This is a genomic window from Mycobacterium sp. NGS57 (assembly GCF_059812405.1).
In genome coordinates this window covers 547,227-562,020 of the sequence record NZ_JCALCP010000001.1, presented here as the reverse complement: position 1 = coordinate 562,020, position 14,794 = coordinate 547,227, and the positions used below count along the sequence as shown (strand labels likewise).

Annotated in this window: 14 protein-coding genes; 3 read left to right on the top strand and 11 right to left on the bottom strand. The window is 69.1% G+C overall.

The window, feature by feature from the left end:
- Position 1: 1 nt before the first annotated feature.
- The 6 genes from AC5Y43_RS02845 to AC5Y43_RS02820 all read right to left on the bottom strand — a co-directional run bounded on the left by AC5Y43_RS02845 (position 2) and on the right by AC5Y43_RS02820 (position 6,199).
- A complete protein-coding gene (locus AC5Y43_RS02845; RefSeq protein ID WP_499969095.1) occupies positions 2-1,009 on the bottom strand; it encodes a VWA domain-containing protein in 1,008 nt (335 codons plus the stop codon).
- A gap of 7 nt (positions 1,010-1,016) precedes the next feature.
- Positions 1,017-1,979 carry a DUF58 domain-containing protein gene (locus AC5Y43_RS02840; protein WP_499969092.1) on the bottom strand — a complete coding sequence of 321 codons (963 nt, stop codon included), beginning with the start codon at positions 1,977-1,979 and terminating at the stop codon, positions 1,017-1,019.
- Positions 1,976-3,100 carry a chaperone MoxR1 gene (gene moxR1, locus AC5Y43_RS02835; RefSeq protein ID WP_499969090.1) on the bottom strand — a complete coding sequence of 375 codons (1,125 nt, stop codon included), beginning with the start codon at positions 3,098-3,100 and terminating at the stop codon, positions 1,976-1,978. The genes AC5Y43_RS02840 and moxR1 overlap by 4 nt, the downstream gene beginning before the upstream one ends.
- A gap of 122 nt (positions 3,101-3,222) precedes the next feature.
- Positions 3,223-3,957, bottom strand: a complete 735-nt coding sequence (ripB, locus tag AC5Y43_RS02830) for an NlpC/P60 family peptidoglycan endopeptidase RipB (protein ID WP_499969087.1) — start codon at positions 3,955-3,957, stop codon at positions 3,223-3,225.
- A gap of 9 nt (positions 3,958-3,966) precedes the next feature.
- Complete coding sequence (gene ripA / locus AC5Y43_RS02825; protein ID WP_499969083.1) at positions 3,967-5,406, bottom strand: NlpC/P60 family peptidoglycan endopeptidase RipA; 1,440 nt, start codon at positions 5,404-5,406, stop codon at positions 3,967-3,969.
- 253 nt (positions 5,407-5,659) lie between these two features.
- The gene (locus AC5Y43_RS02820; protein WP_499969081.1) at positions 5,660-6,199 is read right to left on the bottom strand and encodes an Rv1476 family membrane protein; all 540 of its coding nucleotides are present in this window, start codon (positions 6,197-6,199) and stop codon (positions 5,660-5,662) included.
- Positions 6,200-6,381: 182 nt separating this feature from the next.
- Between AC5Y43_RS02820 and acnA the strand changes: the two genes are divergently transcribed.
- Positions 6,382-9,201 carry an aconitate hydratase AcnA gene (acnA, locus tag AC5Y43_RS02815; protein WP_499969079.1) on the top strand — a complete coding sequence of 940 codons (2,820 nt, stop codon included), beginning with the start codon at positions 6,382-6,384 and terminating at the stop codon, positions 9,199-9,201.
- A gap of 25 nt (positions 9,202-9,226) precedes the next feature.
- Entirely contained in the window at positions 9,227-9,790 is a 564-nt protein-coding gene (locus AC5Y43_RS02810) for a TetR/AcrR family transcriptional regulator (protein WP_499969077.1), read from the top strand.
- Positions 9,791-9,846: 56 nt separating this feature from the next.
- Here AC5Y43_RS02810 and AC5Y43_RS02805 read toward each other — a convergent pair whose 3' ends face one another.
- From AC5Y43_RS02805 to AC5Y43_RS02785, 5 genes are all read right to left on the bottom strand, one after another.
- Positions 9,847-10,065, bottom strand: a complete 219-nt coding sequence (locus AC5Y43_RS02805) for a helix-turn-helix domain-containing protein (protein ID WP_499969399.1) — start codon at positions 10,063-10,065, stop codon at positions 9,847-9,849.
- 88 nt (positions 10,066-10,153) lie between these two features.
- The gene (locus AC5Y43_RS02800; RefSeq protein ID WP_499969075.1) at positions 10,154-11,782 is read right to left on the bottom strand and encodes an ABC-F family ATP-binding cassette domain-containing protein; all 1,629 of its coding nucleotides are present in this window, start codon (positions 11,780-11,782) and stop codon (positions 10,154-10,156) included.
- Between the two features lie 21 nt (positions 11,783-11,803).
- A complete protein-coding gene (locus AC5Y43_RS02795) occupies positions 11,804-12,613 on the bottom strand; it encodes an enoyl-CoA hydratase (RefSeq protein WP_499969072.1) in 810 nt (269 codons plus the stop codon).
- 46 nt (positions 12,614-12,659) lie between these two features.
- On the bottom strand, positions 12,660-13,013 hold the full coding sequence (trxA, locus tag AC5Y43_RS02790; RefSeq protein WP_499969070.1) for a thioredoxin: 354 nt from the start codon (positions 13,011-13,013) through the stop codon (positions 12,660-12,662).
- Positions 13,014-13,052: 39 nt separating this feature from the next.
- Positions 13,053-13,409 (bottom strand): thioredoxin family protein, encoded by a 357-nt coding sequence (locus tag AC5Y43_RS02785; protein WP_499969066.1) that lies wholly within the window; start codon positions 13,407-13,409, stop codon positions 13,053-13,055.
- Between the two features lie 239 nt (positions 13,410-13,648).
- Here AC5Y43_RS02785 and AC5Y43_RS02780 point away from each other — a divergent pair, with 239 nt between their 5' ends.
- Positions 13,649-14,728 (top strand): PE family protein, encoded by a 1,080-nt coding sequence (locus tag AC5Y43_RS02780; protein ID WP_499969064.1) that lies wholly within the window; start codon positions 13,649-13,651, stop codon positions 14,726-14,728.
- Positions 14,729-14,794: the final 66 nt, after the last annotated feature.

Below are 14,794 nucleotides of genomic sequence, written 5' to 3'. Positions count from 1 at the left end.
ACTAGGTGGGAAGCCGGCGGTTGATCAGCAGCGCCGCGACGGCCGCCAGCGCCAGCACCAGCGCGCCCAGCCGCAACCAGCTCGCGCTGGCGTCGCCCTTGATCGTCTCGAAGCCGATCTGCTGCTGCAGCGACGCGTACACCGCCTTCAGCTCGGCCAGGCTCGCGGCGTTGTACCAGTTCCCCCCCGACAGCTCGGCGACCTTCTTCATGGTGGAGTCGTCGACCGGGACGGGCTGGCGCTGGTCGTTGATCTCGACGAACCCGTAGGGCGTGCCGAACGAGATCGTCGAGATCGGCACGCCCTGGTCCTTGGCGGTGCGCGCGGCGGTGAACGCACCTTTGGGGTTGTCGGGGTTGGTCGGCATCGTCTCCTTGCCGTCGGAGAACAACACGACGCGCGCCGGCGGCGGCGTGTCGCCGCCGCCGATCACCGCGCCGACCGTGGCGATGGCCTGCAACGCGGTGAAGATGCCCTCCCCGGTGGCCGTGCGGTCGGCGAACTGCAGCTTGTCCAGCGCGTTCTTGGTCGCCTCCCGGTTGGTGGTCGGCGACACCAACACGGTCGCGGTGCCCGCGTACTCGATCAGGCCCAGGTTGATCCCCGGGGTCAGCTCGTCGGCGAACGCCTTGGCCGCCTCCTGCGCGGCGGCCATCCGGTTGGGCTGCACGTCGGTCGCGCGCATCGACTGCGACACGTCGATCACCAGCATCACCACCGCGCGGTTGCGCGGTATCCGCACGTCGTTGGTCGGTCCCGCCATCGCGACGGTGAAGAACACCAGGGACAACACCAGCAGGATCGCCGGCACGTGCCGCCAGCGCGAAGGCCGCTGCGGCGCAACGCTTTCCAGCAGCTCCATGTTCGCAAACCGCAGCATCCGCCGCTGCCGCGCCAGCTGCAGCACGATGTACAGCGCGGCCAACCCGGCGACGACGAACAGAAAAAGGAAGAACCACGAATGCGCGAAGCCCGACAAGGTCATCGGGCCCAGCAGGGGCAAGGTCATATCCGAGTCACTGCCGCCCGGCCAGGGCCCCGCGCCGGCGGGACTCGACGAAGCGGACGATATCGCCGATCCAGTCGCGGTCGGTGCGCAGCGTCAGCACCGGGGCCCCGCAACTGCGGATCGTGCGGGCCACCTCCGCGCGATGCGCCGCGGCGGCCTTGGCGAAGTCGTCGCGCAGCTGCGCGTCGATGGTGAACTCGCGGGTGACGCCGGACTCGGCGTCCTGCAACACGACGTCGCCGACGTCGGGCAACTCGACGTCGCGCGGATCGAGCACCTCGATGGCCAGCACCTCGTGCCGGGCCGCGATCGCGCGCAGCGGGCGCATCCAGTTGATCGGCCCGAGGAAGTCGCTGATGATCACCGCCATGCCGCGGCGGCGTTCGGGCCGCCGCAGCGCGTCGATGGCGGTCGCCAGATCACCGCGCACGCCGACCGGCGCCTTGGGCGTCGTCGCGATGGTGCGCAGCAACGTCTGCTCGTGCTGGCGCCCCGAGCGGGCCGGCACGCGCGTCATGGTGGCGCCGGTGGACACGATCGCGCCCAGCCGGTTGCCGCCGCCGCTGTTGAGGAAGGTGATCGCCGCCGCGGCCGCCACGGCCAGGTCGCGCTTTTCGCACACCGTGGTGCCGAAGTCCAGGCTGGCCGACATGTCGATCACCAGCCAGGTCTCCAGCTCGCGGTCGGCGATCATCTGCCGGACGTGCGGGTGGGTGGTGCGCGCGGTGACGGCCCAGTCCATGCGCCGGACGTCGTCGCCGGGCTGGTACTCGCGCGACTCCCCCGGCTCGCTGCCCGGCCCCGGGATCAGGCCGAGGTGGTCGCCGTGCAGGACGCCGTCGAGCTTGCGCTTGACGGTGAGCTCGAGCGTGCGCAGCGCCGCCGACAGCTTCGGGTCGTCGATCTGCCCGCGCTGGAACGACGGCGGAGGGTTGGCCGCGGACTTCCCGGCGGGAGGCGTATCGGTCACCGACCGCTGGCCGCGCCCGCGGCCTGCATCACCGGCGGCACCGAATGACCTTGCTGCGGAATGGCATTCACCTGCGGCAGGGCGACCGTCTGCAGGACGCGGTTGATGACGATCTCGGGCGAGATCTCGTCGGCCAGCGCGTCGTAGGTCAACACCAGGCGGTGCCGCAGCACGTCGGGGATGACCTCCACGACATCCTGCGGGATGACGTAGTCGCGCCCGCGCACCAGGGCCAGCGAGCGCGCCCCGGCGATGATGCCCAGCGAGGCGCGCGGAGACGCGCCGAACGAGATCCAGGTCTTGACGTCGTTCATGCCCAGCTGCTCGGGGTGCCGGGTGGCGGTGACCACGCGCACAACGTAGTCGACCAGCGCGTGGTGGACGAAGACGTTGGACGCGATGTCCTGCAGCCGCAGCAGGTCGCCGGTGTTGAGGATCTGCTTGGGCTCCGGTGGGCGCACGCCCATCCGGTAGATGATCTCGCGCTCCTCTTCGGGCGTCGGGTAGCCGACGTTGATCTTGAACAGGAAGCGGTCGCGCTGGGCCTCGGGCAGCGGGTAGACGCCCTCGTGCTCGATCGGGTTCTGCGTCGCCATCACCAGGAACGGGTTGGGCAGCGGGAACCTCTTGCCACCGATCGAGACCTGGCGTTCCTGCATGACCTCCAGCAGCGCCGACTGCACCTTGGCCGGCGCGCGGTTGATCTCGTCGGCCAGCAGGAAGTTGACCACCACCGGGCCGAGCTCGGTGTCGAACTCCTCCTTGCCCTGCCGGTAGATGCGGGTACCGACGATGTCGGTGGGCACCAGGTCGGGCGTGAACTGGATGCGCGCGAACGTCCCGCCGACCACCCGCGCGAACGTCTCCACGGCCAGCGTCTTGGCGACACCGGGAACGCCCTCGAGCAGCACGTGGCCCTTGGACAGCAGGCCGACCAGCATCCGTTCGACGAGCTGGTCCTGGCCGACGATGATCCGTTTGACCTCGAAGATGGCCCGCTCGAGCGTGTGGACCTCGGCGGCCAGGCCGTTACCGCCGCCGGGGGGCGCCTCATGCGCGGGAGGGCCAGACTGACCCGGGTAGTTGCCGGCGCCCGGAGGCGGCCCACCTGCTGTTGTCATCAAGAACCCTCCGCAACTCAATCGGACACGACTGCCGGGCAGCGACGTGCCCTCGTCCAACTATTCCAGGCCTGCGTAATTCCGTCGACGCTCGCCCAGCCGATGGGCCGCCGGGCCCGCGATCAGTACTCGATGATCCTAGTCAGGAACGGCGTCATGCCGGGCTTGCGCACCGGGCTGACGGTGACCTTGCCGGCGCTGCCGGAGGCCTCCAGCATCTGGCCGTTGCCCAGGTACATGGTGACGTGCTGGCCGCCGCCCGGGCCGTAGAAGATCAGGTCGCCGCGCCGGGCCTCGTTCTGCGGGATGTGGCGCCCGGCGTTGTACTGGTCGCCGGAGAACCGCGGGATCAGCACCCCGACCCCGGCGAAGCCGTAGCGCATCAACCCCGAGCAGTCGAAGCCGTTGATGTTGGCGCCGTCGCCGACGCCCTTGCTGGGCCCCTGCAGCGAGCCACCGCCCCACGAGTACGGCACCCCCATCTGCGATCCCATGCGCTTGATGACGTACTCGATGGCCTGCCGGCCGTAGACCCGCGGGATCTTGCCACCGGGGTTGGCGGCGGCCGCGGGGGGTGGCGCGTCGTTGCCGCCGAGGTTGATTCCGAGCCCGCCGAGGAACTGCCGGCCCAGGTCCAGCGTGGTCTGGGTGGCCTGGGCGGTGGCCTGCAACGAGGCGTTGGCGACCGCGAGCGGGTCGCCCGGGGCGCCCGCGCTGATCGTGGCCGGCAACGTGGGATCCCAGCCGCCGGGGTCGGCGGCGGCGGGGGCGGCCGGGCCGACAATGGACAGCATCATCCCGGCCACCACCGTGGCGCTGGAGGCCAGGTGGATCAGGCGAAACCGCTTGGGGCGCATAGGTCCTCGTTAATATTCGATGTAGCGGATCACGTACGGCGTCATGCCACTGGTGCGCACCGGCGCCACGCGGACCTTCAGACCGATGTCGGGGGCCTCGAGCATCTGCCCGTTGCCGAGGTAGATCGTCACGTGCTGGCTGCCGCCGGGGCCGTAGAAGATGACGTCGCCGCGGCGCATCTGGGAGGTCGGGATCTTGCGGCCCAGGTTGTACTGCGAGCCCGAGTAGTGGGGCAGCTTGATGCCCACCCCGGCGAACGAGTACAGCACCAGGCCCGAACAGTCGAATCCGGTGATGCCCGCACCGGAGTCGATCCCCTTGCTCGGGCCGGCCGCGTTGCCGCCGCCCCAGGAGTAGGGCACCCCGATCTGCGACATGCCGCGCCGAATCACGTACTCGGAGGCCTGCCGCCCGTAAACGCGCGGGATCCGGGACGCCCGGCCGGGCGCCGCGTTGGTGATGCCGGTGTCGTCGGGCTTGAGGATGCCCAGCTGCTGCAGGAAGCTGCGCCCCATGCCGGCGGTGACCTGCGTCGAGGTGGCCGAGATGCCGAGCACCTGGTTCACCACCGCGATCGGGTCACCCGGGATGTTGGCGCTGGGCACCATGGGCAGGGTCGGGTCCCACAGCCCGTCCCAGTGGCGGCCCCCGGCGGGCGGTGCGCCGGCCGGCGCGCCCGGGTCCCAGCGATCGCCCGACACCGGAACGGCCGGCGTCCCGTTGCGTGCCGCCCATTCGCGCTTGGCCGCCTCGAGTTTGGCCTGGGCCGCGTCCCGCTGGGCGGCCAGGCGGATCGCGCGCTCGCGCTGTTCGTCGAACTTGCGCTTGGAATTGGTCAGCGCGGACACCGCGGCGTCCTGGCTGGCCTTCGCGTCCGCGGCGGCCTTGTCGGCCTTCTGCTTGGCCAGCCGCACCGCCGACTCCTTGTTGACCTGCTCGGTGCGGGCCCGTTGCAGCTTGTCCATCACCGCCGCGGAACTGGCGGTCAGGGTCCGCGAGGCGCTCTCGGTGGCGATGATGTCCTCGGGGCTCGTCGCCGTCAGGTAGGCGCCCGACGGGCCGTTCATATAGGTGGCCGCCGCGAAGGTGTCGAAGCGCCGCTGCGCCGCGGCGATCGCCGTGTTGGCGTCGGTGACCGCCTGCCGGCTCGCGTCGACGTCGTGCTGGGCGGCCGCCGCGTTGTCCCGCGCGGTCTCCACGTCGACCAGGGCTTTGTTGACGCTTTCCTGCTCGGTCTCGATCTCGGCGGTCAGGTCTTCCATGCGCTGGTTGGCGTTGGCGACGTCCGCGATCAGCGTGGCCAGCCCGGCCGAGTCGTCCCTGGCGGGATCGGCGTCCGCGAGACCGGGGGTGCACACCAGCATCGCCACGCTCAGCACCGACGGCAGCAGCGGCCGGACCAGCCTCGCGGCCGGTCGCGCGGCGGAGCCCGAGCGGATGCGTCTCATTCGAGTCAGGTCTCCTACGGCTCAACGCGGGCGGCGAGGGAAGGCACGATCATTCACGGGGGACGGCCATAACAACACGAGCATCATTTGCACCGTACGTCACACATGACGCAGGGGAAATGATCGTCACAAACTGCACTCTGGACGTGCGTTTAATGTGACCGAACGGTGATCTGCCCCGTTTGCCGCACGCGCTCGGGGCCGCGGGCGCGCCGCTGCGACCGGCGCGGGATGGCGGTGCTAGACGCCGTGACTAGGCGTCACCGGGGGCTTCGGCCGGGGTGTCGGCCACGCGGGCCGGCGTTGCTGCGCGCCGGCTGCGCAGCTGCAGTAACCGGGTGCCGACCGCCGCCGCGAACACGAAGAGCAACAGGAATATGGTCAGCCCCGTCCACGGGAACTCCGGCGTGTTCAGCTCGTGCAGGAAGTGCTGCGCCGAGACCGCCGGGTTGCCCGTCTTGGCGATGTCCTCGCCCGCCTCGAGCGTGACCCGCGGGAACTGGGTGCTGTAGGTGCCGACGTAGCTCGGGCTGAGGGTCAGCACCGTGGCGTCGTGGTAGTCGGCGCCGACGACGGTCGAGATGTCGCGCAGCGGGGTGTCGTTGGGCGGGTTGTGGTCGAGCAGCACGATCTTGAGGTTGATGCCGTCGGCACGGGCCTGGTTGACGACGTCGAGCAGCCCGGGCATGGCGGCGGGCGGCGCGCTGACGCCGTCGGCGGCGACCTGCGCCTTGATGGCGGTCATGTCGACGTCTTGCGGAATGTAGAGCGGCAGGAACTCGTGCCCGGTCACGGCGGTCACTCTAGCGCGACGGCCGGCGTGGATTGGAGCATCCACGGGGGTTTAAACGGGCGGCTTCCGAGACAAGACTGGTTAGGAGGTGCCGCCGTAATGCAGGACAAGCGTACTGTTAAAGTTGCACCGCGCCGCCGACACAGCCCGCCGGCGGAAGAATTTAATCCTTGGGAGTTGAAGTGACTAGCAAAGAATCTGTGAACTCGTTCGGAGCCCGCGACACCCTCAAGGTCGGCGACAAGAGTTACCAGATCTATCGCCTGGACGCCGTTCCCAACACCGAGAAACTCCCCTACAGCCTCAAGGTCCTCGCCGAGAACCTGCTGCGCAACGAGGACGGCCACAACATCACCAAGGACCACATCGAGGCCATCGCGAACTGGGATCCCAAGGCGGAGCCCAGCATTGAGATCCAGTACACCCCGGCGCGCGTGGTGATGCAGGACTTCACCGGCGTGCCGTGCATCGTCGACCTGGCCACCATGCGCGAGGCCATCGGCGAGTTGGGCGGCAACGCGGAGAAGGTCAACCCGCTGGCGCCGGCCGATCTGGTGATCGACCACTCGGTGATCGCCGACCTGTTCGGCACCGCCAACGCCTTCGAGCGCAACGTCGAGATCGAGTACGAGCGCAACGGCGAGCGCTACCAGTTCCTGCGTTGGGGGCAGGGCGCTTTCGACGACTTCAAGGTGGTGCCCCCGGGCACCGGCATCGTGCACCAGGTCAACATCGAGTACCTGGCCAGCGTGGTGATGGACCGCGATGGCGTGGCCTACCCGGACACCTGTGTGGGCACCGACTCGCACACCACGATGGTCAACGGTCTCGGCGTGCTCGGCTGGGGCGTGGGCGGCATCGAGGCGGAGGCCGCGATGCTCGGCCAGCCGGTGTCGATGCTGATCCCACGCGTCGTCGGCTTCAAGCTGACCGGCGAGATCCAGGCCGGCGTGACGGCCACCGACGTCGTGCTGACCGTGACCGAGATGCTGCGCAAGCACGGCGTGGTCGGCAAGTTCGTCGAGTTCTACGGCGAGGGCGTGGCCGAGGTGCCGCTGGCCAACCGCGCCACCCTGGGCAACATGAGCCCCGAATTCGGTTCCACCGCAGCGATTTTCCCGATCGACGAGGAGACCATCTCCTATCTGCGCTTCACCGGCCGCAACGAGGAACAGCTGGCGCTCGTCGAGGCCTACGCCAAGGAACAGGGCATGTGGCACGACCCCAAGCACGAGCCCGCGTTCTCCGAATACATCGAGCTCGACCTGTCCGACGTGGTGCCGTCGATCGCCGGGCCCAAGCGACCGCAGGACCGCATCGCGTTGTCGGACGCCAAATCCACGTTCCGCGAGCAGATTCCGAACTACGTCGGCGACGACCCCGACAAGCAGGACTACTCCAAGCTGGACGAGGCGGTCGACGAGACGTTCCCGGCCAGCGACCCGGGCGCGCTGAGCAACGGCCACGCCGACGACCACAAGCCCGTGGAGTCGGCGGCCCGGCACGCCAAGGGCCGGGTGAGCAACCCGGTCGCGGTGAAATCCGACGAACTGGGCGAGTTCGAGCTCGACCACGGCGCGGTGGTGATCGCCGCGGTCACGTCGTGCACCAACACCTCCAATCCCGAGGTGATGCTGGGCGCCGCGCTGTTGGCGCGCAACGCCGTCGAGAAGGGGCTGGCGTCCAAGCCCTGGGTGAAGACCACGATGGCGCCCGGCTCGCAGGTCGTGCACGACTACTACGACAAGGCCGGCCTGTGGCCCTACCTGGAGAAGCTCGGCTTCTATCTGGTCGGCTACGGCTGCACGACGTGCATCGGCAACTCCGGGCCGCTGCCCGACGAGATCTCGAAGGCGATCAACGACAACGACCTTTCGGTGGCTGCCGTGCTCTCGGGCAACCGCAACTTCGAGGGCCGCATCAACCCCGACGTAAAGATGAACTACCTGGCGTCGCCGCCGCTGGTGGTCGCCTACGCGCTGGCGGGGACCATGGACTTCGACTTCGACGAGGAGCCGCTCGGTACTGATAACGAAGGCAAGGACGTCTATCTCAAGGACATCTGGCCGTCGCAGAAGGACGTCTCCGACACCATCGCCTCGGCGATCAGCCAGGAGATGTTCACCAAGAACTACGCCGACGTGTTCAAGGGCGACGAGCGCTGGCGCAACCTGCCCACGCCCAGCGGCAATACCTTTGAGTGGGACGAGGATTCGACGTACGTGCGCAAGCCCCCGTACTTCGAGGGGATGTCGGCCGACCCCGAACCGGTCGCCGACATCACCGGCGCCCGGGTGCTGGCGCTGCTCGGCGATTCGGTGACCACCGACCACATCTCCCCCGCCGGCAGCATCAAACCCGGCACCCCCGCGGCGCAGTACCTCGACGAGCACGGCGTGGAGCGCAAGGACTACAACTCCTTCGGCTCGCGGCGCGGCAACCACGAGGTGATGATCCGCGGCACGTTCGCCAACATCCGGCTGCGCAACCTGTTGCTGAACGACGTGGCCGGCGGCTACACCCGCGACTTCACCCAGGATGACGCGCCGCAGGCGTTCATCTACGACGCGGCGCAAAACTATGCCGCGCAAGATATTCCGCTGGTGGTGCTGGGCGGCACGGAGTACGGGTCGGGTTCCTCGCGCGACTGGGCGGCCAAGGGCACGCTGCTGCTTGGCGTGCGGGCGGTGATCGCCGAGTCCTTCGAGCGCATCCACCGGTCCAACCTGATCGGCATGGGCGTCATCCCGCTGCAGTTCCCCGACGGCAAGTCGGCGCAGGACCTGGGACTCGACGGCACCGAGGTCTTCGACATCACCGGCATCGAGGCGATCAACGACGGCAAGACGCCGAAGACGGTGAAGGTCAAGGCCAGCAAGGACTCCGGCGATCCAGTCGAGTTCGACGCGGTGGTGCGCATCGACACCCCCGGCGAGGCCGACTACTACCGCAACGGCGGCATCCTGCAGTACGTGCTGCGCAACATGCTGAAGTCGGGCTAGCCCGGCGGCGAGCCGGGCCCTGGCCATGCCGAAAGTCAGCGAGGACCATCTGGCGGCCCGGCGCCGTCAGATCCTCGACGGCGCCCGCCGCTGCTTCGCCGAGTACGGCTACGACAAGGCCACGGTGCGCCGGCTGGAGAAGGCGGTCGGCCTGTCGCGGGGTGCGATCTTTCACCACTTCCGGGACAAGGACGCCCTGTTTTTCGCGCTGGCCCACGAGGACGCCGAGCGGATGGCCGATGTGGCGTCCCGCGAGGGCCTCATCCAGGTGATGCGCGACATGCTCGCCGCGCCCGACCAATTCGACTGGCTGGCTACCCGATTGGAGATCGCGCGCAAGTTGCGCAACGACCCCGTTTTCAGCCGCGGCTGGGCGGAGCGATCGGCCGAGCTGGCGGCGGCGACGACAGACCGGCTGCGCCGCCAGAAGGAGGCGCAGCGGGTGCGCGACGACGTCCCCGGCGACGTCTTGCAGTGCTACCTGGAGCTGGTGCTCGACGGCCTGGTGGCCCGGCTGGCGTCCGGCGAGGATCCGCTGCGGCTGTCCGCCGTGCTGGATCTGGTGGAAAAGTCGTTGCGGCGCAACTGATTTGGACGGCGAGCGTAGCGCCACTGCGAATGAGGGGACGAACTTTCGCAGTGACGCTACGCTCGCGTGGACTTGGGCCGCCGCGAGGTGTGGTTGGGTCCGCCGCGGCCGCGCAGCGTGGCGCCGGACTCGAGCAGCATGCTGTGAACCGACCCGTACGACTTGCCGGTGCTGACGGCCAGAGCGCGGATGCTGGCACCGCCCTCGTAGGCGTTGCGTAACTCACCCAACAGCTGCTCGCGCGTCTTCTTCGGCTTTTTCGATGCGCTCTTCAGCGTCCCCAATGGTCCTCCCCCGCTGGACTCGATCCCCAGCAGACAGAGTAGGAACGCGCCGTCGATCGCGTGCGAGTTTGGCTGAAATTTACGCCAGCTCGATGAGATCCCGGTACTCGTCGGACCAATAGTCCTCGGTGCCGTCGGGCAACAACACGACGCGTTGCGGGTCGAGGGCCTCCGCGGCTCCCGGGTCGTGCGTAACCAGTACCACCGCGCCGCGATAGCTGCGCAGCGCGTCGAGCACCTGCTCGCGCGACGCGGGGTCGAGGTTGTTGGTCGGCTCGTCGAGCAACAACACGTTGGCGGTGGACGCGACCAGACCGGCCAGCGCGAGGCGGGTCTTCTCGCCGCCCGACAGCGTCCCCGCCGGCTGGTCGAGCTGCGCACCGCTGAACATGAACGCGCCCAACAGGCCCCGCAGCTCCTGTTCGCCGGACTCGGGCGCGGCGTGGCGGATGTTCTCCCAGACGGTCGCGTCGGTGTCGAGCGTGTCGTGCTCCTGCGCGAAATACCCGATCCGCAAGCCGTGCCCGGGTTCCAGGCCCCCGCTGTCGGGGGTTTCGACGCCGGCGAGCAGGCGCAGCAGCGTGGTCTTGCCGGCGCCGTTGAGACCCAGCACCACCACCCGGGAGCCGCGGTCGATGGCCAGATCGACGCCGCTGAACACCTCCAGCGAGCCGTAGGACTTGCTCAGCCCCTTGGCGACCAGCGGCGTGCGCCCGCACGCGGCCGGGGTGGGGAACTTGATCCGGGCCACCTTGTCGGCGACGCGCTCCTCGTCGAGCGCGGCCATCATCCGGTCGGCGCGACGCAGCATGTTCTGGGCCGCAACGGCTTTGGTGGCCTTGGCGCCCAGCTTGGCGGCCTGCGTGCGCAGCGCGGCGGCCTTGCGTTCGGCGTTGGCGCGTTCGCGGCGGCGGCGCTGCTCGTCGGTGGCGCGGGCGTCCAGGTACTTCTGCCAGCCCATGTTGTAGACGTCGACCTCGCCGCGCACCGCGTCCAGAAACCACACCCGGTTGACGACGTCGGCGAGCAGCTCGACGTTGTGGCTGATCAGCACCAGCCCGCCGGTGTGTGCCCGCAGGAAATCGCGCAGCCAGCCAAGCGAATCGGCGTCGAGGTGGTTGGTCGGCTCGTCGAGCAGCAGCGTCGTCGACGACCCGGCGCCGGAGTCCGACGCGGCGAACAGGATGCGCGACAGCTCGACCCGGCGGCGCTGCCCGCCGGACAGCGTGCGCAGCTGCTGCGTCAGCACCCGTTCCGGCAGGCCCAGACTCGCGCAGATCCGGCCGGCCTCGCTTTCGGCGCCGTAACCGCCCAGCGCCACGAACCGTTCCTCCAGCTGCCCGTAGCGACGGATCGCGCGGTCGCGCGCGTCGTCGTCGGCGACCTCGGCCATCAGCGCCTGCTGCTTTTCCAAATCGGTGAGCAACACGTCGAGCCCGCGCGCCGACAGCACCCGGTCGCGGGCCAGCACGTCGAGATCGCCTTCTTTGGGATCCTGTGGCAGATAACCGATTTCGCCGGCGCGCACGATCGACCCGGCGTACGGCTCGGTCTCGCCGGCCAGGATGCGCAGGGTGGTGGTCTTGCCGGCGCCGTTACGGCCGACCAACCCGATGCGGTCGCCGGGTTGCACGCGCAGGTCCGGACCGTCCGGTGCGAGCAGGATGCGCGCACCCGCGCGGACCTCCAGGTCCGTGGCCGTGATCACGATTCCGCTCCCTGCGCCTGACTATTTATCGTCGGTGAACACCGGCGGCCTCTTCTCCGCGCGCGCGGCAACCGCTTCTTCGAAGTTGGCGGTGAGGAGGCGGACGAACAGCTGTCCCAGGCCTTCGGCTTGCATGTGCCCTTCCAGGCTACCGGCGTCCAGTCCACTCCACAGTGTGCGCTTGGTCAACTCGGTTCCCGGCCGCGAGAAGGCCGCGATGCGCGCGGCGATCGCGTAGCAGGTGTCCAGCAGCTGAGCCTCCGGCACCTGGCAGGAAACCAGTCCGATGCGTTCGGCTTCCTCGGCGGTGACGTCGCGGCCGGTCAGCATGATCTCGAACGCGCGCGACGAGCCGATGGCCCGCGGCAACAGGTAGGACAGCCCCAATTCGCTGGCGGTCAGGCCGTTGTTGATGCCCGCCGCCCGGAAATACGCGCTGGTCGAGGCCACCCGGATGTCGGCCGCCAACGCCAGGCACAGCCCGCCCCCGATGGCCGGGCCGTTGACCGCGGCGATCACCGGCTGATGCAGCCGGCGCAGCGCCAAAATCACGTCGTCGAGCACCTCCATGGAGCGCAGCGCGTAGGTCGGGCGGGTCAGCCCGTCGATGTGGGGGACCGCGCCCGCCGACTTGTGGTCGGCGCCCGAGGAGAACCCCCGGCCCGCCCCGGTCAGCACGACGACCCGCACGGAATTGTCGTAGGTGACCTGCTCGAGGGCCTCCTTGAGCGGCACCATGACGTCGAACGCCATGGAGTTCATCCGCTCGGGCCGATTGAGGGTTATCAGCGCGACGCCGGGCCGCGGTTGCTCTACCAGTACCAAACTCACCCGTGAAAGGTAACGCGTACCGCCCGGGCGGGTGGTATCGGGAAGATCAGGACTGCTCGGCCTGCACCGCCGCGTCGATGTCGAAGTCCTTGATTTGCTGCACCAGGTCCTCCAGGGCCGCCGGGGGCAGCGCCCCGGGCTGGTTGAACAGCAGCTTGCCCTTCTTGAACGCCATCAGCGTCGGGATGGACTGGATCTGGGCGGCCGCCGCGAGCTGCTGTTCGGCTTCGGTGTCGACCTTGGCGTAGACGATGTCGGGGTGCTTCTCCGAGGACGCCTGGAACGTCGGCGCGAACTGGCGGCAGGGGCCGCACCAGGAGGCCCAGAAGTCGACGAGCACGATGTCGTTGCCCTCGATGGTTTCGTTGAACTGCTCGGCAGTGAGATCACGTGTTGTCACAACCGGCCTAACGTAGGCGACCGGCGTGATGTTCCCGGCTCAGATCAGGTCGCGCCGAATCTCGGCCGGATCGACCCGGTAGGCCCGCAGGTGGCGCACCAGGTCGTCCATGACCGCGGGGTTGGCGATGCCGGCCTGCTTGAACACCAGCTTGCCCTTGCGGAAGGCCATCAGCGTGGGCAGCAGCGTGACCTGGGCGGCGCCGACCAGTTGTTGCTCGGTTTCGTAGTTGACCTTGCCGTGGACGATGTCGGGGTGTTCGTCCGCCGACGCGTCGTAGGTGGGGCCGAACACCTCGCAGGGCGCGCACAGCGGCGCCCAAAAGTAGACGAGCACGTTGTCGTTGCCGTAGACGGTGCGCTTGAAGGTCTCGTTGGTCAGGTCTTGGGTACTCACGTCTGCCCGAGCGTACGTCGGAGCGGGCGCGGTCGCCTGGCTTTCCGAGCGAATTTGCCAACGCCTGAATTCACATATCTCTCAGATGCGCACCGAATATGAACCGTGCGTATTGAACCCACAGTGAAATATGTACGTGTGCAACTAAATTCACCGTGCTCCCGGCACTGATTGCCCTCCCGCGCCGGCCCGAATAGCGGTAGAATTTTGCGTTGCTGGGGCTTCACCGGAGGTGCGGAATGTCATTTTTAGTCGCTGATACGGGGTTGCTGTCGGGCGCGGCCGGGAATCTGGCGCGCATCGGTTCGGCAATTAGCGAGGTGAACTCCGCGGCGGCGGCCCAGACCACCGCGGTGGTAGCCGCGGGCGCCGACGAGGTATCGACTGCTGTCGCGGCGCTATTCGGCGCCCACGCCCAGAGCTATCAGGCGCTGAGCGCCGAGGCCGCGGCCTTCCACGACCAATTCGTGCAGACCCTCTTCGGCGGCGCGCAGGCGTACGCGGCCACGGAGGCGGCCGCCGCCAACCCCCTGCAGGCGCTGCTCGACGCGATCAACACTCCCACCCGGCTACTGCTGGGCCGTCCCCTGCTCGGCGACGGGAACAACGGCGCGCCCGGCCAGGCCGGCGAGGCCGGCGGAATCCTGTTCGGCAACGGCGGCGCGGGCGGCGCCGGCACGGTCGCCGGTCAGAACGGCGGCCGCGGCGGCGACGCGGGGTTCGTCGGTTTCGGCGGGGCCGGCGGCACAGGTGGGCTGGGTGCTAATGGCGGTGCGGGCGGCACGGGCGGGTTCTTCTTCGGAAATGGCGGCGCAGGCGGCGCCAGCGGCGGCGGGGGCGGTGCCGGCGGTCTCGGCGGCTCGGCGTTGCTGTTCGGAGCAGGCGGCACGGGCGGTACCAGTCCCAACGGCATGGGGGCCGGCGGCGCCGGAGGCAACGGCGGACTGCTGTACGGAAACGGCGGTGACGGCGGCGGCAGCTCCCTCGGCGGCGCCGGCAACGGCGGCAGGGCCTTCTTCATCGGTAACGGCGGCGGCGGCGGCGTCGAATTCAACGCCGGCCAGGCGGGAGCCGGCGGCACCGGCGGGTTGCTCTACGGCAACGGCGGTGCCGGTGGCGCCGCCCCGATGGGCGGCATCGGCGGGAACGGTGGCCAGGCCGGGCTGATCGGCGACGGCGGGGCCGGAGGCGATGCCAACGTCAACGCCGGCAACGGTGGCAACGCGCAGTTGATCGGCAACGGCGGCAGGGGCGGCCATCCAAATGGCCTCGGCGGCCAGCGCGGAATCCTGTTCGGCGTCAACGGCGCGCACGGATAGCTGGCCTACCTACGGTTGCGTACGTTTTCCCTCGTCCGACAGACTGAGCGCTGAGCAGTCGGGGCG

Coding starts and splice junctions, on each gene's coding strand:
- AC5Y43_RS02845 (WP_499969095.1), bottom strand. CDS start 1,009: ATGACCTTGCCCCTGCTGGGCCCGATGACCTTGTCGGGCTTCGCGCAT.
- moxR1 (WP_499969090.1), bottom strand. CDS start 3,100: ATGACAACAGCAGGTGGGCCGCCTCCGGGCGCCGGCAACTACCCGGGT.
- ripB (WP_499969087.1), bottom strand. CDS start 3,957: ATGCGCCCCAAGCGGTTTCGCCTGATCCACCTGGCCTCCAGCGCCACG.
- ripA (WP_499969083.1), bottom strand. CDS start 5,406: ATGAGACGCATCCGCTCGGGCTCCGCCGCGCGACCGGCCGCGAGGCTG.
- AC5Y43_RS02810 (WP_499969077.1), top strand. CDS start 9,227: ATGCCGAAAGTCAGCGAGGACCATCTGGCGGCCCGGCGCCGTCAGATC.
- AC5Y43_RS02780 (WP_499969064.1), top strand. CDS start 13,649: ATGTCATTTTTAGTCGCTGATACGGGGTTGCTGTCGGGCGCGGCCGGG.